This is a genomic window from Chryseobacterium sp. MYb328 (genome assembly GCF_037572595.1).
Classification (GTDB): domain Bacteria; phylum Bacteroidota; class Bacteroidia; order Flavobacteriales; family Weeksellaceae; genus Chryseobacterium; species Chryseobacterium pennae.
In genome coordinates, this window is record NZ_JBBGZQ010000005.1 from 212,494 (window position 1) to 239,067 (window position 26,574).

25 protein-coding genes are annotated in these 26,574 nt (G+C 36.4%); 5 read left to right on the forward strand and 20 right to left on the reverse strand.

Annotated elements, in window-relative coordinates; translation table 11 throughout:
- Positions 1 to 122: 122 nt before the first annotated feature.
- On the reverse strand, positions 123 to 1,730 hold the full coding sequence (locus tag WH267_RS07945) for a fumarate hydratase (protein WP_340007143.1): 1,608 nt from the start codon (positions 1,728 to 1,730) through the stop codon (positions 123 to 125).
- 196 nt (positions 1,731 to 1,926) lie between these two features.
- Here WH267_RS07945 and fumC point away from each other — a divergent pair, with 196 nt between their 5' ends.
- A complete protein-coding gene (gene fumC, locus WH267_RS07950; RefSeq protein ID WP_340007144.1) occupies positions 1,927 to 3,321 on the forward strand; it encodes a class II fumarate hydratase in 1,395 nt (464 codons plus the stop codon).
- 70 nt (positions 3,322 to 3,391) lie between these two features.
- On the opposite strand, the gene WH267_RS07955 is transcribed toward fumC, so the two are convergent.
- From WH267_RS07955 to WH267_RS07985, 7 genes are all read right to left on the reverse strand, one after another.
- Complete coding sequence (locus WH267_RS07955) at positions 3,392 to 5,041, reverse strand: DNA repair protein RecN (RefSeq protein WP_340007145.1); 1,650 nt, start codon at positions 5,039 to 5,041, stop codon at positions 3,392 to 3,394.
- Positions 5,042 to 5,598: 557 nt separating this feature from the next.
- Entirely contained in the window at positions 5,599 to 5,772 is a 174-nt protein-coding gene (locus WH267_RS07960; protein ID WP_165852180.1) for a hypothetical protein, read from the reverse strand.
- A 140-nt stretch (positions 5,773 to 5,912) separates the two neighbouring features.
- Positions 5,913 to 6,818 (reverse strand): type IX secretion system protein PorD, encoded by a 906-nt coding sequence (gene porD, locus WH267_RS07965; protein ID WP_340007147.1) that lies wholly within the window; start codon positions 6,816 to 6,818, stop codon positions 5,913 to 5,915.
- Between the two features lie 122 nt (positions 6,819 to 6,940).
- A complete protein-coding gene (gene coaBC, locus WH267_RS07970; RefSeq protein WP_340007148.1) occupies positions 6,941 to 8,146 on the reverse strand; it encodes a bifunctional phosphopantothenoylcysteine decarboxylase/phosphopantothenate--cysteine ligase CoaBC in 1,206 nt (401 codons plus the stop codon).
- 125 nt (positions 8,147 to 8,271) lie between these two features.
- Positions 8,272 to 8,595: a DNA-directed RNA polymerase subunit omega gene (locus tag WH267_RS07975; protein WP_034681463.1), complete on the reverse strand. Its 324-nt coding sequence runs from the start codon at positions 8,593 to 8,595 to the stop codon at positions 8,272 to 8,274.
- 42 nt (positions 8,596 to 8,637) lie between these two features.
- Positions 8,638 to 9,633, reverse strand: coding sequence for an outer membrane protein assembly factor BamD (locus WH267_RS07980; protein ID WP_340007150.1), 996 nt, complete (start codon positions 9,631 to 9,633; stop codon positions 8,638 to 8,640).
- A 103-nt stretch (positions 9,634 to 9,736) separates the two neighbouring features.
- Positions 9,737 to 10,366 carry a TetR/AcrR family transcriptional regulator gene (locus tag WH267_RS07985; RefSeq protein ID WP_066693165.1) on the reverse strand — a complete coding sequence of 210 codons (630 nt, stop codon included), beginning with the start codon at positions 10,364 to 10,366 and terminating at the stop codon, positions 9,737 to 9,739.
- A gap of 96 nt (positions 10,367 to 10,462) precedes the next feature.
- On the opposite strand from WH267_RS07985, the gene WH267_RS07990 reads away from it, so the two are divergent.
- The 4 genes from WH267_RS07990 to WH267_RS08005 all read left to right on the forward strand — a co-directional run bounded on the left by WH267_RS07990 (position 10,463) and on the right by WH267_RS08005 (position 13,099).
- Positions 10,463 to 11,089, forward strand: coding sequence for a TatD family hydrolase (locus tag WH267_RS07990; RefSeq protein WP_340007153.1), 627 nt, complete (start codon positions 10,463 to 10,465; stop codon positions 11,087 to 11,089).
- Positions 11,082 to 11,807 carry a tRNA threonylcarbamoyladenosine dehydratase gene (locus WH267_RS07995; RefSeq protein ID WP_340007155.1) on the forward strand — a complete coding sequence of 242 codons (726 nt, stop codon included), beginning with the start codon at positions 11,082 to 11,084 and terminating at the stop codon, positions 11,805 to 11,807. The genes WH267_RS07990 and WH267_RS07995 overlap by 8 nt, the downstream gene beginning before the upstream one ends.
- The gene (gene rnpA / locus WH267_RS08000) at positions 11,807 to 12,178 is read left to right on the forward strand and encodes a ribonuclease P protein component (protein WP_115969711.1); all 372 of its coding nucleotides are present in this window, start codon (positions 11,807 to 11,809) and stop codon (positions 12,176 to 12,178) included. Before WH267_RS07995 ends, rnpA begins: the two co-directional genes overlap by 1 nt.
- 318 nt (positions 12,179 to 12,496) lie before the next feature.
- Complete coding sequence (locus WH267_RS08005; protein ID WP_340007158.1) at positions 12,497 to 13,099, forward strand: DUF4126 domain-containing protein; 603 nt, start codon at positions 12,497 to 12,499, stop codon at positions 13,097 to 13,099.
- A gap of 44 nt (positions 13,100 to 13,143) precedes the next feature.
- Here WH267_RS08005 and WH267_RS08010 read toward each other — a convergent pair whose 3' ends face one another.
- The 12 genes from WH267_RS08010 to WH267_RS08065 form a co-directional block, all read right to left on the reverse strand.
- Positions 13,144 to 15,138: a hypothetical protein gene (locus tag WH267_RS08010; protein ID WP_340007160.1), complete on the reverse strand. Its 1,995-nt coding sequence runs from the start codon at positions 15,136 to 15,138 to the stop codon at positions 13,144 to 13,146.
- A 1-nt stretch (position 15,139) separates the two neighbouring features.
- Positions 15,140 to 15,691 carry an LptE family protein gene (locus WH267_RS08015; RefSeq protein WP_123321160.1) on the reverse strand — a complete coding sequence of 184 codons (552 nt, stop codon included), beginning with the start codon at positions 15,689 to 15,691 and terminating at the stop codon, positions 15,140 to 15,142.
- Positions 15,681 to 16,388, reverse strand: a complete 708-nt coding sequence (locus tag WH267_RS08020) for a hypothetical protein (RefSeq protein ID WP_340007162.1) — start codon at positions 16,386 to 16,388, stop codon at positions 15,681 to 15,683. The genes WH267_RS08015 and WH267_RS08020 overlap by 11 nt, the downstream gene beginning before the upstream one ends.
- Before the next feature lie 16 nt (positions 16,389 to 16,404).
- Positions 16,405 to 17,691: a sigma-54 interaction domain-containing protein gene (locus tag WH267_RS08025; RefSeq protein ID WP_115969707.1), complete on the reverse strand. Its 1,287-nt coding sequence runs from the start codon at positions 17,689 to 17,691 to the stop codon at positions 16,405 to 16,407.
- A 35-nt stretch (positions 17,692 to 17,726) separates the two neighbouring features.
- Positions 17,727 to 18,524, reverse strand: coding sequence for a tetratricopeptide repeat protein (locus tag WH267_RS08030; protein ID WP_340007167.1), 798 nt, complete (start codon positions 18,522 to 18,524; stop codon positions 17,727 to 17,729).
- Positions 18,496 to 18,945, reverse strand: a complete 450-nt coding sequence (locus WH267_RS08035) for a hypothetical protein (protein ID WP_340007169.1) — start codon at positions 18,943 to 18,945, stop codon at positions 18,496 to 18,498. The genes WH267_RS08030 and WH267_RS08035 overlap by 29 nt, the downstream gene beginning before the upstream one ends.
- 76 nt (positions 18,946 to 19,021) lie before the next feature.
- Positions 19,022 to 20,458 (reverse strand): tRNA (N6-isopentenyl adenosine(37)-C2)-methylthiotransferase MiaB, encoded by a 1,437-nt coding sequence (gene miaB / locus WH267_RS08040; RefSeq protein ID WP_123321016.1) that lies wholly within the window; start codon positions 20,456 to 20,458, stop codon positions 19,022 to 19,024.
- A 169-nt stretch (positions 20,459 to 20,627) separates the two neighbouring features.
- Entirely contained in the window at positions 20,628 to 20,957 is a 330-nt protein-coding gene (locus WH267_RS08045) for an energy transducer TonB (RefSeq protein WP_340007173.1), read from the reverse strand.
- A gap of 196 nt (positions 20,958 to 21,153) precedes the next feature.
- Positions 21,154 to 21,633, reverse strand: coding sequence for an energy transducer TonB (locus WH267_RS08050; protein WP_340007175.1), 480 nt, complete (start codon positions 21,631 to 21,633; stop codon positions 21,154 to 21,156).
- 136 nt (positions 21,634 to 21,769) lie between these two features.
- Positions 21,770 to 23,503 (reverse strand): thiamine pyrophosphate-dependent enzyme, encoded by a 1,734-nt coding sequence (locus WH267_RS08055; protein WP_340007177.1) that lies wholly within the window; start codon positions 23,501 to 23,503, stop codon positions 21,770 to 21,772.
- A 336-nt stretch (positions 23,504 to 23,839) separates the two neighbouring features.
- Positions 23,840 to 25,042, reverse strand: a complete 1,203-nt coding sequence (lysA, locus tag WH267_RS08060) for a diaminopimelate decarboxylase (protein ID WP_185018915.1) — start codon at positions 25,040 to 25,042, stop codon at positions 23,840 to 23,842.
- A 260-nt stretch (positions 25,043 to 25,302) separates the two neighbouring features.
- Positions 25,303 to 26,526 (reverse strand): 3'-5' exonuclease, encoded by a 1,224-nt coding sequence (locus tag WH267_RS08065; RefSeq protein WP_115969692.1) that lies wholly within the window; start codon positions 26,524 to 26,526, stop codon positions 25,303 to 25,305.
- Between the last annotated feature and the right edge of the window lie 48 nt (positions 26,527 to 26,574).

Genomic DNA, 26,574 nt, shown 5'->3' on the forward strand with positions numbered 1-26,574 from the left:
AAAGATACTGGCTCTATTTTTTAATTTATTTTAATTCTATATAGATTTCAAGCCTATGAGACAGGAGATTTAAGACTTATACAACATCTTATATCTCCACTCTCAAGGTCTTTTTATTCTGATTAATGGGCAAGGTCAGCGAAGAAATCATTTCCTTTATCATCAGTAATGATGAACGCCGGGAAGTCTTTTACTTCGATTTTTCTTACTGCTTCCATTCCCAGTTCAGGGAAGTCTACTACATCTACAGATACAATATTATCTTTTGCCAGGATAGCTGCAGGTCCACCGATAGATCCAAGGTAAAACCCTCCGTATTTGTTACAGGCATTAGCAACATCTTTGCTTCTGTTTCCTTTTGCCAGCATAATCATACTTCCTCCATGACTCTGGAACTCATCCACATACACGTCCATTCTTCCTGCTGTAGTAGGCCCGAAACTTCCTGAAGCCATTCCTTCCGGTGTTTTTGCCGGCCCTGCATAATAGATTGGGTGGTTTTTGAAATATTCCGGCATTGGTTTCCCACTGTCGAGGATTTCTTTAATCTTAGCATGAGCAATATCTCTTGCTACGATCAATGTTCCGTTAAGTTTTAATCTTGTCTTAATAGGGTATTTTGAAAGCTCAGCCAGTATTTCAGGCATTGGCTTATTCAGATTAACTTCAACCGCTTCTTCAAGATGTGGTGGTGTAGCTGGTAAAAATCTTTTTGGATCCTCCTCCAATTGCTCAAGGAAGATACCCTCTTTTGTAATTTTTCCTTTGATATTTCTATCTGCTGAACAAGAAACGCCCATTCCTACCGGACAAGAAGCAGCGTGTCTAGGAAGTCTGATTACTCTTACATCATGTGTAAGATACTTTCCACCAAACTGTGCTCCGATAGCACTTTCCTGGCAGATTTTCTGAACTTTAGCCTCCCATTCAAGGTCTCTGAATGCCTGGCCTGCTTCATTACCTTCAGTTGGAAGGTTGTCAAAATATTTTGCAGAAGCTTTTTTTACAGCGGCTAAGTTCGCTTCAGCAGATGTCCCTCCAATTACTAATGCTAGGTGATAAGGCGGGCAGGCAGCTGTTCCAAGATCTGAAATCTTTTCTTTGACGAATTCTTCCAGAGATTTCTCGTTCAATAAAGATTTAGTCTTTTGATACAAGAAAGTTTTATTTGCAGAACCTCCCCCTTTTGTTAGGAATAAGAATTCGTAATAATCTCCTTTTTTAGCATAGATATCGATCTGTGCCGGAAGGTTTGATCCTGAGTTTTTCTCGTCAAACATCGTTAAAGGAACAACCTGAGAATATCTTAAGTTTCTTTTTTGGTAAGTATTGTAGATTCCACGGCTTAAGAATTCACCATCATCCACTCCTGTGTATACATTTTCTCCTTTTTTACCCATTACAATTGCTGTTCCTGTATCCTGACAAGAAGGAAGTGCTCCTTCCGCAGCTACTGCAGCATTTTGTAACAAGTTATACGCAACGAATCGGTCATTGTCGGTAGCTTCAGGATCATCAATGATTCTTTTAAGGCTTTCCAGGTGGGAAGAACGCAACATGAAAGAAACGTCTGCCATAGCTTCTTCAGCCAATAGTTCCAATCCTTTTGGGTCAACTGTTAAAATTTCTCTGTCACCCAGTTTTTCAACCTTTACGTAATCTGATGTAAGCTTTTTATACACCGTATCATCTTTCTGAATTGGATACGGATCCTGATATCTAAAGTCCATTCAATTTTTTGTTTGTACAAAAATACGGCTTACTTTAAAAAAAGATGAGCAAAATCAGTCATTAAAATTGATATTTATAATGATTATAAATTGTGAGTTTTTGAGTTTATAAGTACCTTTATGCTAATCCAATAATGAATCCATAAAAAGGTAAAAATGGCTTCAGAAGTAAAAAGACTATAAAATTTCAACCACAATGAATTACAGAATAGAAAAAGACACCATGGGAGAAGTGCAGGTACCTGCAGATAAGCTTTGGGGTGCACAGACAGAACGTTCAAGAAATAATTTTAAAATTGGTCCTGAAGGATCTATGCCTCACGAGATTATTGAAGCTTTTGCTTATTTAAAGAAAGCTGCAGCCTATACCAATGCTGATCTGGGAGTGCTTCCTTCCGAAAAAAGAGATATGATCGCTAAAGTTTGTGACGAAATCCTTGAAGGAAAACTGAATGATCAGTTTCCTTTGGTCATCTGGCAAACCGGTTCGGGAACGCAGTCCAACATGAATGTGAATGAGGTGGTTTCCAACCGCGCCCATGTTAACAATGGCGGAACTTTGGGAGAAAAATCTGAAATTCACCCGAATGATGATGTGAATAAATCTCAGTCATCCAATGACACTTACCCAACAGCCATGCATATTGCTGCTTATAAAAAAGTAGTAGAGGCAACCATTCCGGCAGTTGAAAAATTAAAAAATACCCTTGCTGAAAAATCCCAAGCCTTCAAAGATGTGGTAAAAATCGGAAGAACTCACCTGATGGATGCGACTCCACTTACATTGGGACAGGAATTCTCCGGTTATGTTGCCCAATTGGAATTCGGATTAAGAGCTTTAAAAAACACCCTGCCCCACCTTTCTGAGCTTGCATTGGGAGGTACCGCAGTAGGCACAGGTTTAAATACCCCGAATGGTTATGATGTAAAGGTTGCTGAATATATTGCAAAATTTACCAATCATCCGTTTATCACTGCAGAGAATAAATTTGAAGCATTAGCCGCACATGATGCAATCGTTGAAAGCCATGGCGCTTTAAAACAACTTGCCGTTTCTTTATTCAAGATCGCTCAGGATATCAGACTATTGGCATCGGGGCCACGTTCCGGAATCGGAGAGATCCATATTCCTGAAAATGAGCCGGGATCATCCATCATGCCCGGAAAAGTAAACCCTACTCAAAATGAGGCTCTGACAATGGTTTGTGCTCAGGTTCTAGGAAATGACACTACCATTTCTTTTGCCGGAACTCAAGGGAATTATGAGCTGAATGTTTTCAAACCGGTAATGGCTTACAACTTCTTACAATCTGCACAACTTATTGCTGATGCATGTATTTCATTCAATGACCATTGTGCTGTAGGTATTGAGCCAAATCATGAAAGAATTAAAGAACTTGTAGATAAATCTTTAATGCTGGTAACAGCCTTAAATACTCATATCGGATACGAAAATGCTGCAAAAATTGCGAAGACTGCTCATAAAAACGGCACAACTTTAAAAGAAGAAGCTATTAATCTTGGTCTTCTAACTGCTGAACAGTTTGATGAATGGGTAAAACCTGAAGATATGGTAGGAAGCTTGAAATAATTTTAGAAACATAGATTAAATACCAAAACGCCCCGGAATTTTCCGGGGCGTTTTTTTATTTTGATTAAGGCTATCCTATTAATTCTTTTGCCTGAGCAAGAGCTGCTTCAGTAATTTTGCTTCCTGAAAGTAACTGAGCAATTTCATTCAGCTTTTCTTCATCACTTAAAGAAATGATGGTAGATTGGGTTTTTCCTGCAATATCCTGTTTTACCACTTTGTAATTATCATTTCCTTTGGCTGCAACCTGTGCTAGGTGAGAAATAACGATCAGCTGCATATCCTCAGACATTTCACGCATAAGATTTCCAATTTCTTCGGCTACTTTTCCCGAAACTCCGGTATCAATTTCATCCAAAATCAATGTTGGTAATTCATCACTTTCTGCAATGATCTTTTTCACGGCCAACATTACCCTTGATCTTTCTCCTCCGGAAATGGCTGTTTGGATCGGTTTTAAAGGAAATCCTGAGTTCGCCTGGAATAAAAGCTGAATATTTTCCTTTCCAAATTGGTTAAATTCTTCTGCACCCTGTAATTCTATATCAACCCTGGCTTTTTCAAGTCCCAGCTTTTTAAGTAATCCTTCTGCTTTTTTGATGAAGACAGGAACATTTTTCTTTCTGTTTTTGGAAAGCTTTTCAGCAAGAACCTGAAGGGATTTTTCTTTCTCAGCAATATTTTCTTCGGTTTCAATGATCTGTGCTTCCAACTCTGAAGCTCCTCTTTGATCTCCTGCCAGCTCATTTCTGATTTCGATCAGCTCATTGATATCTGAAACATTATGTTTAAGGAATAAAGCATTGATCTTATTATTCAGCTCAGTAAGAACAAGAAGGTTTTCCGGGTTGATCTCCAGTTTTTCTGCTTCATGTTCAAGTTCAGAAATGATATCTTTCAAGTCTACAAATGAAGTTTCAAGTCTTTGATCCAGCTCAGCAAAACTGGTGGAAATACCTGCAATTCTGGAAAGTTTAGCTTTTGCCTCATTGAAAAATGAAAGAATTCCTATTTCTTCCTGATGAAACCTCGAAAGGATCTGGCCTACATTTTCAGAAATCATCCCTGCATTTTCCTGAATGGATAACTGATTTTGAATATCTTCATAGTCTACATCATCAAGCTTCAATTCTTCAAGCTCGTTGAGTAAGAAATCTTTATAGTCACTTTCTTTATTGGTCTCTGATAGTTGTGTTTTCAGCTTTTTAAGTAAGGTATTAAGATTCTGGAATGCTGAAAATGCCTGTTGATAATCATCGATAATTTTCTTATTTTCAGAAAGCCCGTCTATAATTTTAAACTGATATTCTGAAGTAAAAAGATTGGAAGTTTCAAACTGGGAATGAATATCAATTAACTGAGAAGACAGCTCTTTCAGGATATCCAGTGTTACCGGTACATCATTGATAAATGCCCGGGATTTCCCTGATGGCAATATTTCTCTTCTGATGATGGTTTGCAGTTCATAATCCAGATCGTTCTCAATAAAGAATTTCTTGAATTGATTGTTCAATGCAAACTCCGTTTCTACAACACTTTTTTCTTCTGCTTTTGATATGGATTTCACATCTGCTCTTTCTCCCAGGATAAGACGCAGTGCACCCAGAATGATGGATTTTCCAGCTCCGGTTTCTCCGGTAATTACCTGAAGACCGTTATTTAATGATACATCAAGGGTATCAATCAGGGCAAAATTCTTAATGTAAATTCTTGAAAGCATGGATAAACGACGGGTTACTTTAAATGCAAATATAGAACTTTAGAAGTCAGTATTCAATATCTAAGAATAGCAAATCCTGTGAAATTTTTAAATCTCCATATTGAAACAGGGAAAACCTGAATCAGTCTTAGAAGTCTGGAGATAATATTGTTTGTATTTATAGAATTTAATTTGACATACAGTTTTTAGCATCTTAGCTCATATTCTTAAGGAAAGAATACATATCCACGAAACATCTTAGCTTCCTAAAATAAAACGTTTGAATCATCCTTCTTTTGCGATTAAAATAATCTGTTTCTTCAACAAAAACTATAGATTTTGTACTAATCCCAATTTTTGCACTTGATCCGTAAACCTTACCACTAGACTGGTTTCAAAAATGGAAATCCTGAAACAATAATCTCACGTACCTTAATAAACGTATTAAAAAAAAGTAATCCTTAAAGCTATTTGAGGCCATTGAGGATTACTTTTAAGAATTACAGCCAATGACGGATACAATTCCTGTCTTTATATAGCATGATTGAGATCACGTCCATGCATCTCTATACAAGATTTTAAACCATGCAGGTACAATCTCTGTTAGGAGGATAATACCCTACACATGTTCTTACACCGTCCTGAGTTGCCCACATGCAGCAGCCACTACATCCATATGAGATTGGGCCACTACCTAGAATGTTTTTTTGCTGATCTCTGGTTAATTTTTGTACTTTGATTTTAGATTTCATAATATTAGGATTTGGTAACAATTAAGTATTATAATAACAAATATAGAAAACAATATCAAATACACATAAAAAAATCAAAATATTTACCCTATAAAAACAATAAATCTATTTCATACATCCCTCTTCGCACAGCAGAGATTCTATGACTTCCATTTATTCCACTTACCATCAATATTTTTTGGCGAAAGAACAATCATGGTCTGCTTCAGATCATTAAGAATAAGCCCACCATTGTTTCCGGAATTGAAAACATTGAAGATCTCATCACTCTTTGTATCCATGAAAAGATTGAAGAAAAATCCTTGCTGGAAAGAGTTTTCATATGTTTTAAGCTGCATCAGGCCATCAAAGATCACTTTTTTAGCAGGAGTCTGGTCCTGGCTGAAAAGATTATCCATTCCGGATCTGTGATAAGTGTACATAGTAGATCTCAACTGGCTCCAGTTTGGATTCAGAATTTCGTTGATCAGTATGGTACGGCTTCTAGGTTCATTGACGGTATTCCAGCCATCATAATTTCTGTTCTGAGAATTCTGAGCGATCTGTTGAGCTTTTGAAAACCATTGAGTTCCTCCCATAGACTGGAAGCTGTCTGCATCATAACCCAAAATAAGATAAATATAGAAGCTGATTACATCGGTAAGGTTTTTCCCGGAAAACTGTCTCTCATTGAAAATAAGGTTTTCATTTTCAATATATTCGAAACTGAACCTCTGATCCTGAAGATTCAGTAAAGGAGATTCATATGTTGTATTATACACTGGCCGTACTGCCTGTATTACAATGGTTCCCTTGAATTTGTTTACATCTCTTTCAGCAATAACAATGGAAAACCCACATTTGATCTTTTCAAAATTCTGTAATTTTTTTCCTGTCCAGCTGGTATTATTGATAAAATCTCTAAGGCTCTTTTCCAACGCTTTAAACGCCTGCTGGTTACTTCCTCCTATCTGCTGGGAGTTTACCTGAACGGTTGCTAACAACTCCTGGGAAAAACCAAGATTACAGATAAATAACAGAAAAAATAAACTTATAATTTTTTTCATATGGAGATACTTATTGTTCTTTTAAATGTCATATGTAATCGTACTATCCCCATAGATATTGCCTTTATAAGCTCTGACGATTTCATTGTCTATTAAAAATTGAGAACGGAAATTTATTAAAATTATTTTAAAAGCTGAGATTCAACAAAGTTGAGAATATCTTTTGCCACTTCCCCTTTCGACTTCAGGTCAAATTCTCTTTTCTCTGTTTTGGTGAATATCTTGATTTTATTGGTATCATTTTTAAAGCCTGCTCCTTCATCGCGCAAAGAGTTCAGTACAATCATATCAAGATTTTTCTTTTCCAGTTTTCCTTTGGCATTTTCTTCTTCATTCTGTGTCTCCAAAGCAAAACCTACCAGAAACTGATGGGTTTTATTCTCACCCATTGTTTTAAGAATATCAGGGTTTTTCACCAATTCGATTGTAAGATTTTCATCATTTTTTTTAATCTTCTCTTTGGCAATATCCTTTGGTGCATAATCTGCTACCGCAGCACTTGCAATACCAATATCAATTTTATCATAAAATTCAAATACTTTGGCAAGCATTTCTTTTGCAGAGGTCACTTTATACAGTTCTATACTTTTATCGGTAAGGGTTTGAGAGCTTGGTCCCGAGATCAGAATAACCTTTGCTCCTCTTTTTGAAGCTTCTTCAGCTAAAGAGAATCCCATTTTTCCGGAAGAATGATTTCCAATGAACCTTACCGGGTCTATGGCTTCATAAGTAGGACCAGCAGTAATTAAAACCGTTTTTCCGTCAAGACTTTTCTCAACGGTATGAGCTGAAAAATAATCTTCCAGAGCACTAAAAATAGTTACCGGCTCTGCCATTCTTCCCTGCCCGATCAGGCCACTTGCCAACTCTCCGCTTTCAGCAGGAATGATAATATGTCCATAATTTTCTGCCAGTTCTAAGTTTTTCTTTGTGGAAGGATGTGCATACATATCCAGATCCATTGCCGGCGCAATAAACACCGGGCATTTTGCAGACATGTAGGTAGCGATAACAAGATTATCGCACATTCCGTGAATCATTTTGGATAAAGTATTGGCTGTACAGGGAGCCACGATCATCACATCTGCCCATAAAGCCAGTTCTACATGGCTATTCCAGGTTCCGTTATCCCCATAAAAATCGGAATAAACAGGTTTTTTCGATAGAGTAGCCAAACTGAGTTTGGTTACAAAATGTTCTGCATCGGGGGTCATTATCACCTGTACTTCAGCTCCTTTTTTCACAAAGTCTCTTATCAGAAAGTGAGCTTTGTAGGCCGCAATTCCTCCAGAAACAGCGATCAGGATCTTTTTACCGGAAACACTCATTTAGCTTTAATTTTTTTGAAATACTAAAATACTTATTTTTTACCACAATCAGGGTTTAAAACACCAAAGGTCATAAAAGAACTTAATTCCTTTATGACCTTTGTTTATAAAAAGACAGATGATGATTACTTTCTCTCTTCTGTTTTTCTGAAATACACGTCTTCATTTAGCCACTCTTCAATAGCAATTGAAGTTGGCTTAGGAAGTTTTTCGTAATGCTTAGAGATCTCAATCTGTTCTCTGTTTTCGAAAACTTCTTCTAATGTAGAATTGTGAACGGCAAATTCATCTAATTTGTTGTGAAGTTCCGTACGGATCTCCGCATTGATCTGCTCTGCTCTCTTTCCCATGATAACAATAGCTTCATAGATTGAACCTACTTTATCTTCAATCTTATCTTTATCGTAAGTGATAGTATTTACTTCTGCTTTTGTATCTTTTACACTCATTTTGAGAAAATTATTTTTATTTTAAGATGGCAAATTTACGAATTATCTTTTAATTTTGAAAGTCGCTGCAGGTGGAGGGGTCTTAAGTGCTGCACTATCCCTCTGCATCTGCTTTGCCTGCTTTTCGTTGCTAATCTGATCTTTAATCTGCTGCTCTTTTTTATCCTGGCTTTCAAGCTTTTCAACTTCTTTTTTCTGTTTGGCAGTTAAAGCTGCAATTCTTGCTTCTGTTTCTTTTTTAACAACTACAAAATTTTGCTTTTCTTTTTCCAGTTTTACTCTCAGATCAGTTGCGGTCTTAGAATATTCTGTATTAGGAAGTTCTTTTTCAACCATTTTCACGTAAGTCAATGCGCTTTCAATACGCTCATCCTTAAGACTATAAATTGACTTTAATGCCAATTCATAACGTGACTTCATGATATAATCATAAATTTTCGGACGAAGTTTTGTACCCGGGAAATCTTCCAATACATTTTCCAAAGCAACATTAGCAGCTTTGTATTCTCCCATTTTAAAGTACTGTCTTCCGTTTTCATAAGCTTTGAACTCTAACTTGTATGAAAGCTCATCAATAAGCTGAGTAATATTTTTTGCTCTTTCTGAAGTCGGATAGTTATTCAGGAAGTCCTGAAGCTCATTGATCGCCAGCTCTGTACTCGACTGATCCAGGTTGTAATCCATAGATCCCTCATAGTAGCATAATGCAGACATATAAGCCGCTTCTTCAGCTCTTGGGTCTTTTGGAAAGTTAACAGCAAAGTTTTTAAACTGATGCCCAGCCAGCTTGTAACTTTTATCGTAGTAATTGGCATAAGCTGTATTGAAACCTACATTAGGGAAATCATCCGTTCCTGCTACAAGGTTCGCAAGTCTGTCATAAAGAGCCAACGCATTTTTCCACTTTTTCTTGGCGAAGTTTTCATTGGCGGCTTTTAAGATAAAATCTTTATCAGCACTCTTCATTGCTCTTTCCTGCTGGCTAGCACATGATGCCATCACTGCTACAGCGAAAAGACCTAAAATATATTTTTTCATATAAAAAGTTCAACAGTTTTCGGATTATACAGCCGATTTACTAATTTGCAAAAATATAACTTTTTTGTCAATAGATTTTTTTTTATGAATATTTAACGTAATTTTAGTCTGCAGCGTATCCTAAAATTGCAAAAACACTTAATAAAAGATTCATTCTTACTTTCTTTTCAGCCTCTTTTGCATAGGCTTCTTCGTTTTTGCTTGGTACGTAAAGCTCATAAAAATTTTTATTCCGGATCACAAATAAGGTAGAGCCGATAATCATCGTAAGAATATCTTCCGGCTTTGGTGTAAAAGTAAACACTCCGGAGGCTACCCCTTTTTTAATGACTTCATCCAGTTTTTTTACAAACAGCTGGTAAAAATCCAGCAATTCATCTTTTAAATTCTCTGTATGACGGAGTTCCTGGGTAACAAACCCATGAAAATAATTGTATTTGAACAGCTGGGAAACAATATATTTTATCATTTCGCGCATCTGCATTTCGGGCTTTCCTTCCTTAATGGTATCCGCAAATTCTGAAAAATTTTCCCTGGTCTTCAATACTCTATACTGATAGAGATAAGACATCATTTTCTCCTTGGAACCGAAATAATAGGAGATCATAGCGACATTGATATTAGCCTTAGAACAAATATCCCTTACAGAAGTTCCCTCGTACCCTTTCTTTGCAATCAATTCTTCTGCAATGTCCAGTATGTGAATCTGTTTTTCAGTAAATTTTTTTTTCATGAAGTGTACTTTGAGTAAAGTTAAGAAATTTTTAACACATTTATAAACGATCGTTTAATAATTTTATATTAATTCCAAATAGTCGTATTTTTGAGTATGGAATTTTTCGATTTTCATCACCATAAAAAAAGTATCAGAAATGGAATTTACAATTTGGATATTGAACAAATTCCACCGGATTTCCCTTATTCAATAGGAATTCACCCGAATGACATTAATATTTCGGATATAGACCATCAGATGACATGGATGAAGGATATGATATTTCAGAATTGTTTTGCTATTGGTGAATGTGGTCTGGATTCTTTGGTACCAACTGATCAGAAAATTCAGGAGGAAGTCTTTTTACAACAGATTAGAATTTCCAATGAAGTAAAGAAGCCTGTTATTGTACATTGTGTCAGAAAATTTTATGAAGTGATTTCTTTTAAAAAAAAGGCGGAACAACCTATGATCATTCATGGTTTTAATAAAAAACGGCAAATTGCAGAGGATCTTCTGGCCAATAATTTTTATCTGAGTTTTGGAAAAGCTGTTTTGTATAATTTATCTTTGCAGGATATTTTAAAAACCACTCCATTAGACAAATTCTTTTTAGAAACTGACAATGAAGATTTTGAGATCGAAGAATTGTACCTAAAAGTTTCGGAAATAAAAGGAATTTCTTTGGATGATCTCAACGAACAAATTTTAGAAAACTTACACACAATAAAAAATGGATAAATACTGGCTGGAAAGAACAGAACTTCTCATTAAGGAAGAAGGTTTGGAAAAATTGAACAAAGCAACTGTTCTTGTTGTAGGATTAGGAGGTGTTGGTTCCTTTGCTGCTGAATTTCTGGCTAGAGCCGGCGTAGGAAGTATGACAATAGTAGATGGTGATACTGTAGATATTACCAATGTAAACAGACAGCTCCCTGCTCTAAGATCCACTGTTGGAAAACATAAAGTGGAAGTTGTTGCTGAAAGGCTGTTAGACATCAATCCGGATCTTAAATTAACTAAAATCAATGAGTTTCTGAATCCTGAAAGAATGGATGAAGTGATGGATTCTTCGCCATTTGATTATGTTCTGGATTGTATAGACAGTGTGACTCCAAAATTAAGCTTAATTATAGCCGCTAAAAGAAAAAAAATAAAAATAGTAAGCTCGATGGGAGCTGGAGGAAAGACCGATCCAAGTAAGGTATTGGTGAGAGACATCAGCAAAACCGAGCATTGCCATCTTGCAAGACAGATAAGAAAAAGGCTGAGAAAAGTAAAAATCGACAAAGGGGTACGTTGTGTTTTTGCCAACGATATTCAGGATGAGGAAAGTCTGAAAATGACAGACGGAACCAATTATAAAAGATCTTTTTATGGAACAATCAGCTATATGCCTGCCATTTTTGGGCTTTATGCTGCTGCTGAAGTGATTAATCATTTACTGAAACAAGATTAATGCAGAATTCCAGATACCCCAGGGCGGAAAAGCTCAAAAAAAATACAGAGATCAGCTTGCTTTTTGAAAAGGGTAAGTGGAAAACTTCCGGAAATCTGAGAATTATTATTCTGAAAGACAAACCTACTCTCCCGGTAGAAAACGGAAAGCTTGGTGTTTCTGTTTCTAAAAGATATTTTAAAAAAGCTGTTCACAGAAACCGTATCAAGAGGTTACTGAGGGAATGTTATCGATTGAATAAGGATTTATTTAAAGAAGCTTTTGGAGAAAAGACTATGGCAATGCTGTTTTGGGTTTCTTCTGAGATGCCTCCAAAATTTCAGGAAGTGGAAGCACAATTTATCAGGCTTTGTGAAACGCAGAAAAAGTAATTTTAATCTGACAGATTATTCATTTAATTACTTATCTACAATAGAAATCTGTGAAAATCTGTAGTTAATATTTCTCACAGATTTCATTCTTCATTTTATTTTTTCTCACCACTGATAACACAGATTGGCACAGATGATTACGGATACAAGTTTCTATAAAGTCTATATTTCACAGACTTTGCTGATTATTCAAATTTATTCTTGTGAAGCGTTTGAAGTTTATACTTCGTAATCCCATTTCCAAATCTCCCCTTACAATCCTTCAAATCTCGCATACTTTTTGTATTTTTATAGGAAACAATAAATCTGAAAATTAATATGTTAGATCAAGTTCCCTATCTTTCGTATGTCATCAGTGCATTCATTGGCATTGGATTGTCAGCAGCCACAGGCTTCAGGGTTTTTCTTCCCATGTTTGCCGTGAGTCTGGCGTCTTATTTTCACTGGATTCCAATGAATGAAAATTTTGAATGGCTTGCGGGCTTGCCCACATTAATCACCACAGGTATTGCGACAGTGGTTGAAATTCTGGCGTACTATATTCCTTTTATTGATCATTTACTGGATACGGTCTCCATTCCGATGGCTACAGTGGCCGGCTCTGTTTTATTTGCCAGTCAGTTTGCCGAACTGGGAACATTTCCGCAATGGGCCCTGGCTTTAATTGCGGGTGGAGGGACGGCAGCTACCATCAGCTCAGGTTTTGCAGGAATACGGGCTGCTTCTACGGCAACTACCGGTGGATTGGGTAATTCTGTAGTAGGAACTACCGAAACAGCAGGAGCTGGCATTATGACCATCCTTGCCATGGTAGCACCTATTATAGCCGCTGTTCTGGCTATTATCTTATTGTTTTTGGTAATTGTCTATGGAAGGAAAGCATGGAGAAAACTTAGGAACAAAAAAGTGGCCTCAAATTAATATAAAACAAAAGGTACAGCTTTTACTTCTGTACCTTTTATATTTTAGTTTTTACTTCTAAAGTCTTTGATCTCTTTAATTTTAGTTTCGAAATATTCTTTCTTCTCCGGATATTTTTTGATCAGTATTCCAAATGCTTTAATTGCTTTGGAGTATAGTTTCTGTTCAACATAAAGATTCGCCAATGTCTCAGTCATCAGGTGGGAAATATCATCATTCTTTTCTTTCACCACATAAGAGCTTTCTTCTTTTAACTGGCTGATTCTAGGATTGTTTTCAATAAAGTTTTCAATTGCCTTTTCTTTGATCTCCTCTTTTTCTTTTACAACTTCATCTACTCGGTCTATTTTCAACCAGCTTTGCCAGGTATTGATAAACCCCGGAACATTACTGTTAATTGAAGATTGGGCTGTATTTTCCGCTACTGTATCCTTCATTGATTCTCCTTTTGCAGGCTCTTCTTTCTTTTCCTTCTGTCCTTCTCCAACCTTCAGGCTCGAAATATCCGTACCAAAGAATGAAACATTCATCACAGGAACTTCTTCTTTCTTTTCCTGCGAAACCGTTTCAGGAACATCCTGTACCTCCTCTGAACTATCCTCAGATTTTTCTTCTGATAATTCCTGAGCTTCTTCTACAGCCGGCAAAATATCTTCAGCAGAAGGCTCTATTATTTCTTCCGTTTCTTCAACAGACTCTATATTTTTTGCTTCCGGCTCTACCACAGGGGCTTCTGTTGCTACAGGGATAGCTGTGGCAGAAACAACGGCTACTACAGGTTTATTAATCAAAGAATCAGGTATATGGGATTCCAGGCTCATAGGCTTCCAGGCTGTCTGAACTTCAGGAACGGACTCTTCTGCAACTTCTATTTCCGGTTCCGGCTGTTCAATCGCTTCTTCATGTGGTTCTTCTTCTTTAACCTCTGCCTGTTCAGGGCTTTCTTCTCCTGTTGACCAGAAGTGGAAATTTTGAGTTTCCGCAAAACTTATCTCGTCATCTTCAGCAGCTTTCGGTTCTGTTTCTTCTTCCTGAGGAGCAGATTTGGTTTCCTTCATCTTTTTCTCAACCTCCTCAATCAGACGTCTCATTTCCTCCTCATGCTTATTTACATTAGGTAAAGGAACTTCAACTGTTTCAGCGATGCTATCATTAGTGGCCTGGATCTTAACATCAGGCAGGAATGCATCTGTTCCGTGGAAACTTAATTCGGTATCCGGTTCTTCTTTTTCAGTTTCATAAACTGGAATTTCTTCATCCGCAACGGCTTCAGCGTCCTCTTCTGAAACTTCAGCTATATTTTCTTTAACCTCTGCTTCTGTCAATAAGGATTCTGTCTCCTCAAAGCTTAGGCTGTTGTCTTCTTCTACTTTTTCTTCTATAGCTTCTGAGGTAATCTCATTTTCCTCAACAACCGTTTCCGATGTAAAGTTTTCTCCTGCATTCTCTTCTGTTCCCTGTTGTACCTCTTCTACTTCCTGTTGAATTGTCTCTTTTACTTCAGGTTCGGATTTTTGAGTGACCAATGTTCCTGACTCTAATGTAGATTCAAGATCAATTGTTTCAGCATTTTCCTCATCAAGGAAGTTTTCCTCACCTTCAAACAGAATTCTGTTTCTTTCTCCGTTTACATAGATATGCTGAACCTCCTGGTTTGTTGGCAATATGCATGTTTCCTTTTCTGCTACTGTTTTTACAGAAGTCTCTGTTTCTTCTCTTTTTATTGGGAAACCCTTGACATTATAATTATATTTAACAGGCTTCTCAGCCACTATTACAGAGGGTTTCTCTTCAGTTACTTCCTGCTGAATCTTCCCGTTTATCAGTTGATAAAGAATTTTTTTATCAGTGGTATAAGCCGCTGTAATAGAAAGTTCTTTCTGATAATTTTCTTTCTCATACAGGTGTACTCCATACAGATGAAGCGCCCTGATATTTTGAATATAGGGAAATGCATGAATCTCTTCCTTCAAAAGGCCAAGGTCTTCTGACTGAATATTTTTTGGATTTTTTATTAATTCTAAAACTCTGGGATTCATCTTACCAATTCGCTACAATGTCGTTAAAAATCTTGTTAATAATTCTCTCAGTCACAATTTTTACTTGCTGACTTTCGATATCACTCTGAGACAAGTTACTGTTAAAAGCAGCCTCATCCGTATAGGTTCTGTCAAAACTGGAATCCGGGTGTACTTTATTTTCATAGTGTACTTTTACAGTAATTGTAAGTCTATTCTGAGCCTGTTGTATTACTCCGCCAGACGGATTGGTCTGGGTATTGGAACTGATCGTAGTAGGCGAAATGGAGTAATCTGTAATCTCACCTTCTATCAGAATATCAGGATTTGATTTTGTTCCTTTCAATGTGGTTCTCTGTAAAAACCTGTTCTGAATATCTGTAGAGAACTGTTGTGACAATGCAGGGTTTACAAGAGGTGCATTGTTTGGAAACTCATTGATCTGGACGGTTTTCTCGTCTGTAAGAGATGATCCGGTAAAGCTGTAGCATGACTTTAATACTCCCAGCAGAGCAAAGAGCATCACTACCAAAAATGGCTGTTTCAGACGGATATTTTTAATTTTAAAATTCATTTTTAGATCCAATTTCAGTGATTTCATCATACTCAATCTGTTGAATAGCATCTTCGTAAGCAAAATAATTAGCAGTATATGCTAATGGAATGGTAAGAAAAATCCCAATCCCACAAGCAAGAAATCCAATCTGAGCCAAAAGGCTTACTACAAATGAAAAAAGAAGAATTGCTATAAGATTCCCTTTAGTCATTACTTTTGAAATATTCCAGGCTGTCTTGATCTCTTTGATTCCTTTAAGACTGATTAATGGAACGATGTAGAATGCTTTTAGGGCAAAATAGTAGACCGCTACCATAATAAAAACTACATAAGGAATTATAAAAATCATTGCAAGTGGCCCAGCATCATTCCCATTATTAGACAATGCTCCTGTTAAAGCCAATACAATCACTAATGGAATGTAAATGAGTAAAACTCCTCCAAAAACAATTAACTGTAGAATAAAGTAAGGCATAAAGTCTTTAAAATCAAAAATATCTCCCGGGCTTGCTGGCTGATTTTTATTGATTTTATGAAGATATCTATACATATTACCCATTCCTAATAATCCGCAAAAAGGAATAATCGACATCACAACGCACACTAAAAATGCGGTAAATACGTTTCCGAAATCTTTCTTCAAAAGTTCGAATCCTTTGTTAATATATTCCCCGAATTTAAAATTAATCGGCTTTGGTTTTAAATTTATATCCATGATTGATTGTGCTTTTCTAATCTTCCAGATTATACTGTTTTATTTTTCTATACAAAGTTCTTTGTGAAATACCCAGCTCATCCGCTGCCCTGTTCCTTCTTCCTTTATGTTTTTCCAACGCTTTGATAATCAAATCTTTTTCGTTATTCTGAAGAGAAAGGGATTCTGGTCTGTTTTCCTCTACTTCAATGTCCTCAATATCTTCGTAACTGTCATCCGGGCTTGAAATAATGGTCGGGTTTTGTACTGCCGGTGCCTCATTATTCTCAAAATACAGCAATGATCCTGAGTTGATTTGTGGCTGAGCTTCAGGGGTATAAATTCTGTTAATCAGATTTTTTTCATGATTGCTGAGATCTGCTGTTCCTCTGTTCTTTATTAATTCCGAAGTTAAGGATTTTAAATCATTAATATCATTCCGCATATCAAAGAGAATTTTATACATGATTTCTCTTTCACTTCCAAAATCATTTGGTTTTGGTGTACTCTGGTTGCTGACCACCATTGGAAGATGGGTTTCCATCGGAATATATTCTGCAAGTTTTTCTGCAGTGATATTTCTGTTCCTTTCCACAACGGTCATCTGCTCAACAAGATTTCTTAACTGACGGATATTCCCTGGGAAAGAGTAATTTTCTATATAATGAACGGCACTTTGCTCCAGTTCCAGTTCAGGCATTCTGTATTTTTCTGCAAAATCGATGGCAAATTTCCTGAACAACAGATGAGTATCTCCTTTTCTTTCTCTTAAAGGAGGCATATCAATCTGAACGGTATTCAAACGGTAATAGAGATCCTCACGGAACCTTCCGTCATGAATAGCCTTCATCATGTTGACATTGGTAGCTGCTACAATTCTTACATTGGTCTTTTGTACCTGTGAAGATCCTACCTTCATAAATTCACCGCTTTCCAGGACTCTTAAAAGACGAACCTGGGTCTGCAAAGGAAGCTCACCTACCTCATCCAAAAAGATTGTTCCGCCATCTGCCACCTCAAAATATCCTTTTCTGGTAGCTGTAGCTCCTGTAAAAGCTCCTTTTTCGTGTCCAAAAAGTTCTGAATCTATGGTTCCTTCAGGAATAGCTCCACAGTTGACTACAATATAAGGCTGGTGTTTTCTTCTGGATTCTGAATGAATGATCTTCGGAATAAATTCTTTTCCTACTCCACTTTCTCCGATAACAAGGACGGAAATGTCTGTAGGTGCAACCTGTATCGATTTTTCCAGGGCTCTGTTGAGTGCCGGAAAATTCCCGATAATTCCGAAGCGGTTTTTTATGTTTTGTAGCTCGTTGCTCATAAGTAAATTTTTGATTATTGATTTAATGTTATGTTCTACAGTTCTTCAATCTGTTTTCTGTAGACTTTGTTAAAATGATGTGTATAGCCATCTTTCATGGTCTTTCCCTCATCATACGTTTTTAAGGCTAACATTTTTAAATCCAAATAATCTTTGTTTCTGATTTTAGAAACTTTACTTTTAAAGTATATATTCTCGGCAAAGTCGTATTCTTTGCTTTGTTTTTCAAAATTTTCCAGGGCTTTATCATATTTTCCCTGTTCAAAATAGGTTACTCCAAGCTGGTAATGGTCAAACATTCCCTTTACATACCCTCTTGTAACCAGCAGTCTTTCAATAATTCCGACGGCCTTTCCTTTCTGTCCTAAAGCACTGTAGGACATAGCTTTCACTACATCCAGATTATAATCTCCATTTTGTGATCTTCCCAGATCTTCGGGATAATATTTTTTAAGCTCTTCCAGATCCAGGACAGCTCCTTTATAGTCTCTTAAAAACTGAAATTTACACCATCCTCTATATCCCAAATGTTTTTTAGGATCTAAAGCAACGGCTTTATCGATCAATATTTTCCAGGATGCAAAATCTCCATTTTTGAGATAAGGCACTGCTTTCTCCATATAAGCACTGGAGAAGTCCGGACAAAGTTCAATCGCTCTGTCAAAACCTTCCTGAGATGCTCGGAACCCCTGTAAATCTGAAGCCTGATTGTAAAGTTCACAAGCTTTTTTACAGTCCTCACCCTCTATTGCACTACAGTTGACCTGTGCAATAGTATTGGTGTACACGATAAGTAACAAAAAGCTAAGGTAATACCTCTGAAACTTGTCCATCTTCAATTTTATAGGTTAAATACTGATAGTAATCTATTTTTAAACCTTCTATCTTTTTTGGCATCCAGCCATTTAATGATTTTGTAAACTTTAGCAGCTTATTTTCAAATTCTCCATCCAAAGCAACATCTTTCAAATCCGAATCCAGATGCTTTACTCTGAACAATCCTGCCTTTCCTTCACAATTTACTAAAAATCTCACGGTAATATATCCATTGATCTTTTTTTCTGAGGAAATATTTTCTTTTTTAAGTCTTTCTTCAATAGCAATCTTTTCTCCCTTATAATCAAACTGCTGGGATACATTATAATATTGAAAACTGAAAGGTTTGTCCTTTCCTGCTCCACATTTCTTAAAATCGGTTTCATCCAGTTTTTCATCAAAGGTAATATCACCTACAATATCAGGATATTTGCTCATGGTTTTCTCTGCCTGGCAGGAAAACAATGCAAAAGAAAACAGAGTAAAAAGAAAAGCCGCTTTCAAAAACTTAAATTTATTCTGTGATTCTTCCTAAAAGTGTGCCCTGAGTGTTATCATACACAAAAACTTCCACAATGTCACCTATTTTCTGTTCTTCAAGTTTATCAAAGACACAAACGGCATTCTGGGAATTTCTTCCTTTCCATTGGTTTTCATTTTTTCTGGAAGTTCCTTCAATTAGAACCTTATGCATTCTTCCTACATAAGACTTCATTCTCATTCTGGAAAGCTCTCCCTGAAGGGCAATAATCTCTGCAAGACGTCTCTGTTTCACATCAGCAGGAATATTGTCTTCCATTTTCTTGTGGGCAGGGGTTCCCGGTCTTTCCGAATAAGCGAACATATACCCATAGTCATATTCCACTTCCTTCATCAGGCTTAATGTATCCTGATGATCTTCTTCTGTTTCATTACAGAATCCTACGATCATATCCTGAGAAAAGGCTACTTCCGGAACAATTTCCTTAGCTTTTCTGATCAGTTCAAGATATTCTTCACGGGTATGCTGTCTGTTCATTGCTTCAAGCATATTATTGCTTCCACTCTGAACAGGAAGGTGTACATATTTACAGATGTTATCGTGTTTTGCCATCGTTCTGAATACATCAAGGCTCATATCCTGAGGATTTGATGTAGAGAATCTGATTCTCATTTCAGGAACTGCTTTCGCTACTAAATCAAGTAATTGAGCGAAGTTTACTGCAGTTGCCTTCTGCATTTCAGATGCTTTTGCAAAGTCTTTTTTAGGACCACCCCCGTACCATAAGTAAGAGTCTACATTCTGTCCTAAAAGGGTAATTTCTTTATACCCGCTATTGGCAAGGTCTTTACATTCCTCAATAATGGAATGTGGATCACGACTTCTTTCTCTACCTCTTGTAAAAGGAACAACGCAGAATGTACACATATTATCACAACCTCTGGTAATGGTAACAAAAGCTGTTACTCCGTTTCCGCCTAAACGAACCGGATTGATATCTGCATAGGTTTCCTCTTTGGAAAGAATTACATTGATGGCATCTCTACCATCATCAGTTTCCTTCAATAGATTAGGTAAATCTCTATAGGCATCCGGTCCTACTACAAGGTCAACCAGCTGTTCTTCTTCTAAAAATTTAGTTTTCAATCTTTCCGCCATACACCCAAGAACTCCTACCGTCATATTTGGTTTTTCTTTCTTAAGTTTTTTAAACTGGGCAAGACGCATTCTTACCGTCTGCTCAGCTTTTTCACGGATAGAGCATGTATTCAACAGGATCAGGTCAGCTTCTTCAACTTTCATTGTTGTATTATATCCCTGTTCGTTAAGAATGGAGGCAACAATTTCTGAATCAGAGAAGTTCATCTGACAGCCATAGCTTTCTAAAAACAGTTTTTTAGAGTTTTCAGGTCTTTCGGCAATAGCAAATGCTTCACCCTGTTTTGTCTCGTCTATATATTTTTCCTGCACGATAATCAATTTAAAGGTTCGGGATTAAAACACAGGGATTTGTTCCGTGAATTTTAAACTACGAACAGATGAGTCTGCAAAGATACAAAATATTGTGACAGAATGGCAGGAGGATTATTATGATCTGTTAAACTCATAAAAGATGTGATTTTCCTCTGCTTAATGAGTATTAATCTCCGTGATCAAAATGATCTGATGTAAAGTTAATTTTGATGATTTTCTTAGAAACTACAGGCTGTCCATCTTTAACTGCCGGCTTCCATTTTTTCTTTACTTTTTTAATCGCAAATTTCATATCATCAATAAACATTTCGCTGTTTTTTACTTTTGGCAACACATCAAGGTTCTCTATCTTACCACTTGTATTCACATCAAAAACAAAAACAAACTGTCCGTTTACTGCATATTTCCCCAAATCGATATAAGAATGAACCATTTGCAAAAACTCTTTAGCAAAAGCATCATCTCCTCCCGGAAATTCTGCATTTTGTGAAGTCATTACTTTTTCTTTGGGAGCTTGTCATTCCTGGGAATAACCCATAAATCCAAAAAACAGAAGTACAATTAAAATGGTTTGTTTCATAGTTATAGTTTGTCAATAATAAAAAAAGGTAGCTTGCCCAGAGAACAATCTATCATCCCTGATTTTATCTTAAAAAAGTAAAGAAAACGATTGGTATTTATTCATGTTTAATTTACATGTCTATTGATAAGGAAGAGAAATTCATTTTCACTTTCATCTGAGATTTTACAGGTTGTCCGTTACAGGTTGCAGACTTCCAACTTCTTTTGATTCTTCTTACTACATACTGCATATCATCAAAAAAAGCTTCGCTATGCAGAACTTTTGGATTACCAACGGCATCAATTACTTTCCCTGTTTCATCTATAATCAAAGTAAATGTAAAGTCCCCGCTCAGCGTATAAAAATCTGCATTCAGATAGGTATACATATATTTGCTCAGGATATCTTTGTATGCTGAAGCTCCTCCTTCGAAAGCAGCCGGTTTAAAATCATTACACTTTACAGCAACCTGCATAAAAGGTTCTTTGATGTCTATTTTAAAAAGATTTTTATTATTTTCTACAATAAAAGACTCATCTCTATCCTCAAGCTCCTGGGCAAAAACTAAGTTTGTAAAACAAAGAGCAAAAAATAAAAGTATCATTTTCATAGCCTGATCTATTCATTAAATTAATAAACAAAGGTAAATATTTAAATGTCTTACAAAAAAGAAAAACTTCACACAATGTGTGAAGTTCTAAAAAAATGTTTTCTATAGTATTTGTTTAAAATATTTAGAATAATCTCTATAACAGCCCTTTAATGTGTTTATAATTACTTTTCACTGTTTCAAGCACCTCATCCATTTTCCCACCCAACATTAGCTGAGCCATAGATTTGGTCATCCCCAACACCTGATCCAGTTCAATTTTCGGTGGTAGTGCCAATGCATTAGGATTTGTAAAGATATTAAGAAGATAGGGTCCGTCATGGTCAAGACATTCCTTAATAGCATTTTCTACTTCTTCAGGCTTATGAACATTTTTCCCGGGATACCCCATCGCCTGAGCAACTAATGCAAAATCCGGGTTGATCATATCTGTTTCATTATCCGGCATTCCACCCACTTCCATTTCCAATTTTACCATTCCCAGGGTTCTGTTATTGAATACGATCAGCTTTACCGGAAGTTTATACTGGAAAATAGTAGCCATATCTCCCAGCAGCATAGATAATCCTCCGTCCCCACACATCGCAATCACCTGTTTTTCTGGATGTGACAAGGATGCTCCAATAGCCATAGGCATTGCATTAGCCATTGATCCATGATTAAATGATCCCAACATCTTCCGTTCTCCGGTTCCTGTAATGAATCTTGCTCCCCAAACACAGCACATTCCTGTATCTACCGTAAAAATGGCATCTTTTTTAGCTAACTGATCTAATGTATGGGCAACATATTCCGGCTGAATGGCATCTTCTTTTCCTGAATCTCTTACATATTCAAGTTGGTTCTCTTTTACTTTATCATAAAACGCTAACTGCTCATTGAGAAAGTCGACATCTTTTTTCTCATTCAGCATTGGAAGTAAGGCTATAATGGTTTGTTTAACATCTCCTGTAAGCCCCAATTCAAGCTTTGCTCTTCTTCCCAGCCTTTCCGGGCTTTCATCAATCTGAACAATTTTATTTTTCACAGGCATAAACTTCTGATATGGGAAATCGGTTCCGAGAAGAATAACAAGATCTGCATCGTGCATGGCATGATAAGCTGAAGGAAATCCCAACAGCCCTGTCAGTCCGATTTCATTAGGATTATTAGGCTGAATAGCCATTTTTCCCCGAAATGAATATCCTACAGGCGCTTTTAATACTTGAGACAACTGTACAACCTCAGCATTGGCGTCAGCGGCACCGATTCCACAATAAAGGGTAACTTTTTTACTTTCATTGATGAGAGTAGCCAAATTTTTCAACTCATCGTCCGATGGTCTGATTAATGGATTGGTCTTAAATATCTGGGTGGAAGTTGTTGTTTCCTGTGCCTCCAATTCTGAAACATCACCCGGAAGGCCTATCACTGCAACTCCCTTTTTGGAAATTGCATGTTGAATAGCGGTCTGAAATGTTCGCTGCACCTGTTCAGGCCTTGTGATCATTTGATTATAATAGCTGCAATCGTCAAAAAGCTTTATGGTATTCGTTTCCTGAAAATAATCCATGCCCATTTCATCACTGGGAATCGTAGAGGCAATTACCAGCATCGGAACATGAGATCTATGCGCTTCATACACCCCGTTAATCAGATGAACATGGCCGGGACCACAGCTTCCTGCGCATACTGCGAGCCCATCAAGTTCAGCTTCTGCAGCGGCGGCATAAGCTCCAACTTCTTCATGTCTTACATGAATCCATTGAATGCTGCTTTTCTTTACCGCAACATTTAGGTGATTGAGACTGTCCCCGGTAACTGCATAAATTCTTTTCACATTGGCATTTTCGAGCATTTCAACAATTTGCTCTGCTATATTTTTGGCCATAATTAATAGATTTGGTGTTGTTTTTCTGTAGTGTGATTAGGATAAAAAGAACCTAAGCCTATCAAATTTAGCTAATTAATTGATAAACCCAGCCATCATAAATATTAAAAAACTTGTAAATTTTTCTTTAAATTTTAACTCAATGACTTTTATTTTAACGTAGTGGTCACTAAGGTTTGTAATTTAGGTATGATGATTTTTAAGTCGTAAATATATTTTACTCAGCACCTTTGCAAACGTAGAATATAGATTTCATATTATTTATCCGGCAGGCTTAGCATAAAAACAAAACGGCCATCCCAAAGGACAGCCGTTTATTTATTATTTTCTATTAACTTATATCACCACTTCAATCTGGTTTCTCAATAAATCTTCAAATTCATCTCTTTTACGGATCAGGTGGGCTTTCCCATCAAGGAATAACACCTCAGCAGGTTTTAATCTTGAATTGAAATTTGAACTCATTTCAAAACCGTAAGCTCCTGCGTTGTGAAATGCAAGAATATCACCTTCTCTTACTTCGTGTAATTTTCTATCCCATGCAAAAGTATCTGTTTCGCAGATGTTTCCTACTACCGTATAAATTCTTTCTGCACCTTTTGGATTAGACAAGTTTTCAATAGCGTGGTAAGAATCGTAAAACATTGGACGAATCAGGTGGTTAAATCCAGAGTTTACTCCAACGAAAACAGTAGCAGTAGTTTGCTTGATGACATTTGCTTTCACTAAAAGGTATCCGCTTTTTCCTACTAAGAACTTACCCGGTTCAAACCATAATTCGAATTTCCTTCCGGTTGTTTTTGAGAATTCGCCTAAAACTTTTTCTACTTTTCTTCCTAATGTTTTAACATCTGTTTCTTCTTCATTGTCCTGATAAGGGATTTTGAAGCCACTTCCCATATCCAGATATTTCAGATTAGGGAAATGCTCAGAAAGTTCAAGCATGATATCCAGTGCCTGAAGGAAAACTTCAGGATCTTTGATCTCACTTCCTGTGTGCATGTGAAGTCCTTCAACGTTAAGGTTGGTACTTTTCATCACTCTTTCAATGTGACGAAGCTGATGGATAGAGATCCCAAACTTGCTGTCGATGTGACCTGTTGAAATTTTGTAGTTCCCTCCGGCAAAGATATGTGGGTTGATTCTTACAAAGATAGGGTAAGAGTTTCCGTATTTATTCCCAAATTGTTCAAGAATGGAAATGTTATCAATGTTAATATGAACTCCGAAAGACATTGCTTCTTCTATTTCCGCCAAGTCAACACAATTGGGAGTAAACAATATTTTCTCTTTTGGAAATCCTGCTTTTAGCCCTAGTTTAACTTCATTAATAGATACACAATCCAAAGATGCACCCAGTTTCTTGACATATTTAAGGATATTGATATTCGTCAACGCCTTCGCCGCATAGAAGAACTTAGTATGTTTTAAAAAGGAAGACGTAAGCTTCTCGTATTGAACTTTGATGGATTCAGCATCATAAACATACACTGGTGTGCCAAACTCATTGGCAATCTTTAATAATTCTTGTGAATTCATAATTTGATTTTAACATAAAAAAAGGCAGATTCTTCAAAAAAAGAGTCTGCCACATTGATTATTTTTTATGCAAGACAACTCTTTTAAATATTCCAAACCTTAGAGAACTTAACAGCTCCCTTTTTTCCAGTTTTTATTTGTTTAAAATTTTGCATTGCTTCGATTTATTTTTTGCAAAAATACTATTTATTTTTTATTTTAAGATAATTGATTTAAAAAGTATCTTCTTCCTAATCAAAATTTAACGTCTAATTTTTTTATTATTTAGGCAAGGGTAATGTCTCAAAATCACCGCGCAAAAGGGCAAGCTGCAGTTCATTATTCAAATCTGCTGAAGACAACTGAAGATCAATTTTCAATTTGGCAAGCTTACTTAATGTCTGTATCTGTGTAAACAGCTCATAAAAACCAAAGGATATTACCTTTCCGTTTTCAATAATTAAAAATAGCTTCTCACCTAATTTTCTTCCGGTACCCAGCCAAAGCTCGTTTCTTTTTCTAAATTCTATCTTCTGCTTTAACACTGCTACATCATTGTATTCTTCCTGAGCACCAATAAACTGAACGGCTTTTGTACCCTGAGTAAATGACCTGAATTTCAGAATTGCTTTTTCTGTTTTATTGAGCGTATTTTTTTCAACAACATATTTCTTGTTTCTGAAATAAAGTCCGAATGGCAGAACTTCTTTTTTCTTACTATTTTTAGAGTTCAGGATTAATTTGGCAATAATATCTGTTCCGGTAAGCTCAAAATTAATCTGTTCAGCATCCTTTTGAACCTGTTCCCATTTTTTTGATTTGGAATTGAATAACTTTTTTGAAAATTTATTGATATCCTGAACATAATCGGAAAAAATAATTCTTCCGGCTTCATCCTGAAAATAAACGAATCCTTTTTCATTCGGAAGATCCTGTGTAAGCACCTTAATCCTATTGATATAGGTCTTGGCATTGGTTTCATCATGTTGCTTCTGAATAATTTCATTTTCAGTATCCTTTGATACTAAAAGTTTAAACAGTTCCAGGGTTGCTCTGGCATCTCCATCAGCTCTGTGATGATTAGTCAAGGGGATTCCCAGTGACTTTACCAGCTTACCGAGAGAATAGCTCACTTCATCAGGAATCAGTTTTTTCGCTAATGGAATAGTATCCAAAGTATTGATTTTGAAATCATAACCAAGCCTTTTAAATGATTGACGAAGCATTCTGTAATCGAAATCAATATTGTGCCCCACCAATGTTGTATTTTGGGTAATTTCAATAACTCTTTTAGCTATTTCATGGAATTTTGGCGCTGTCTTCACCATTTTTGGTGTAATACTGGTCAGTTTCTGAACAAAAGGAGTAATATCTCCTTCCGGGTTGACAAGCGATATAAACTGATCTGTAATTTTCTGCCCATCATATCTGTAGATGGCAATATCTATAATGCATTCATTTCTATAACCTGCACCATTACTTTCTATGTCTATAATTGAATACATTGATTTTCCCTTTAACTGCTGTGTTTATTATTAAAAATTTTAACTCTT

Bases quoted from the DNA above. Each gene is read 5' to 3' on its own strand.
- WH267_RS07985 (WP_066693165.1), bottom strand. From the start codon at position 10,366: ATGAAAAAAAAATTTACTGAAAAACAGATTCACATACTGGACATTGCA.
- WH267_RS08045 (WP_340007173.1), bottom strand. From the start codon at position 20,957: ATGACTTCACAAAATGCAGAATTTCCGGGAGGAGATGATGCTTTTGCT.
- coaBC (WP_340007148.1), bottom strand. From the start codon at position 8,146: ATGAGTGTTTCCGGTAAAAAGATCCTGATCGCTGTTTCTGGAGGAATT.
- WH267_RS08005 (WP_340007158.1), top strand. From the start codon at position 12,497: ATGTTAGATCAAGTTCCCTATCTTTCGTATGTCATCAGTGCATTCATT.
- rnpA (WP_115969711.1), top strand. From the start codon at position 11,807: ATGCAGAATTCCAGATACCCCAGGGCGGAAAAGCTCAAAAAAAATACA.
- WH267_RS07945 (WP_340007143.1), bottom strand. From the start codon at position 1,730: ATGGACTTTAGATATCAGGATCCGTATCCAATTCAGAAAGATGATACG.
- WH267_RS07995 (WP_340007155.1), top strand. From the start codon at position 11,082: ATGGATAAATACTGGCTGGAAAGAACAGAACTTCTCATTAAGGAAGAA.
- WH267_RS08010 (WP_340007160.1), bottom strand. From the start codon at position 15,138: ATGAATCCCAGAGTTTTAGAATTAATAAAAAATCCAAAAAATATTCAG.
- WH267_RS08065 (WP_115969692.1), bottom strand. From the start codon at position 26,526: ATGTATTCAATTATAGACATAGAAAGTAATGGTGCAGGTTATAGAAAT.
- lysA (WP_185018915.1), bottom strand. From the start codon at position 25,042: ATGAATTCACAAGAATTATTAAAGATTGCCAATGAGTTTGGCACACCA.
- WH267_RS08015 (WP_123321160.1), bottom strand. From the start codon at position 15,691: ATGAATTTTAAAATTAAAAATATCCGTCTGAAACAGCCATTTTTGGTA.
- WH267_RS07975 (WP_034681463.1), bottom strand. From the start codon at position 8,595: ATGAGTGTAAAAGATACAAAAGCAGAAGTAAATACTATCACTTACGAT.
- WH267_RS08030 (WP_340007167.1), bottom strand. From the start codon at position 18,524: ATGGACAAGTTTCAGAGGTATTACCTTAGCTTTTTGTTACTTATCGTG.
- WH267_RS07980 (WP_340007150.1), bottom strand. From the start codon at position 9,633: ATGAAAAAATATATTTTAGGTCTTTTCGCTGTAGCAGTGATGGCATCA.
- WH267_RS07990 (WP_340007153.1), top strand. From the start codon at position 10,463: ATGGAATTTTTCGATTTTCATCACCATAAAAAAAGTATCAGAAATGGA.
- WH267_RS08035 (WP_340007169.1), bottom strand. From the start codon at position 18,945: ATGAGCAAATATCCTGATATTGTAGGTGATATTACCTTTGATGAAAAA.
- WH267_RS08050 (WP_340007175.1), bottom strand. From the start codon at position 21,633: ATGAAAATGATACTTTTATTTTTTGCTCTTTGTTTTACAAACTTAGTT.
- WH267_RS08055 (WP_340007177.1), bottom strand. From the start codon at position 23,503: ATGGCCAAAAATATAGCAGAGCAAATTGTTGAAATGCTCGAAAATGCC.
- WH267_RS07955 (WP_340007145.1), bottom strand. From the start codon at position 5,041: ATGCTTTCAAGAATTTACATTAAGAATTTTGCCCTGATTGATACCCTT.
- WH267_RS08020 (WP_340007162.1), bottom strand. From the start codon at position 16,388: ATGGATATAAATTTAAAACCAAAGCCGATTAATTTTAAATTCGGGGAA.
- WH267_RS08025 (WP_115969707.1), bottom strand. From the start codon at position 17,691: ATGAGCAACGAGCTACAAAACATAAAAAACCGCTTCGGAATTATCGGG.
- porD (WP_340007147.1), bottom strand. From the start codon at position 6,818: ATGAAAAAAATTATAAGTTTATTTTTTCTGTTATTTATCTGTAATCTT.
- WH267_RS07960 (WP_165852180.1), bottom strand. From the start codon at position 5,772: ATGAAATCTAAAATCAAAGTACAAAAATTAACCAGAGATCAGCAAAAA.
- fumC (WP_340007144.1), top strand. From the start codon at position 1,927: ATGAATTACAGAATAGAAAAAGACACCATGGGAGAAGTGCAGGTACCT.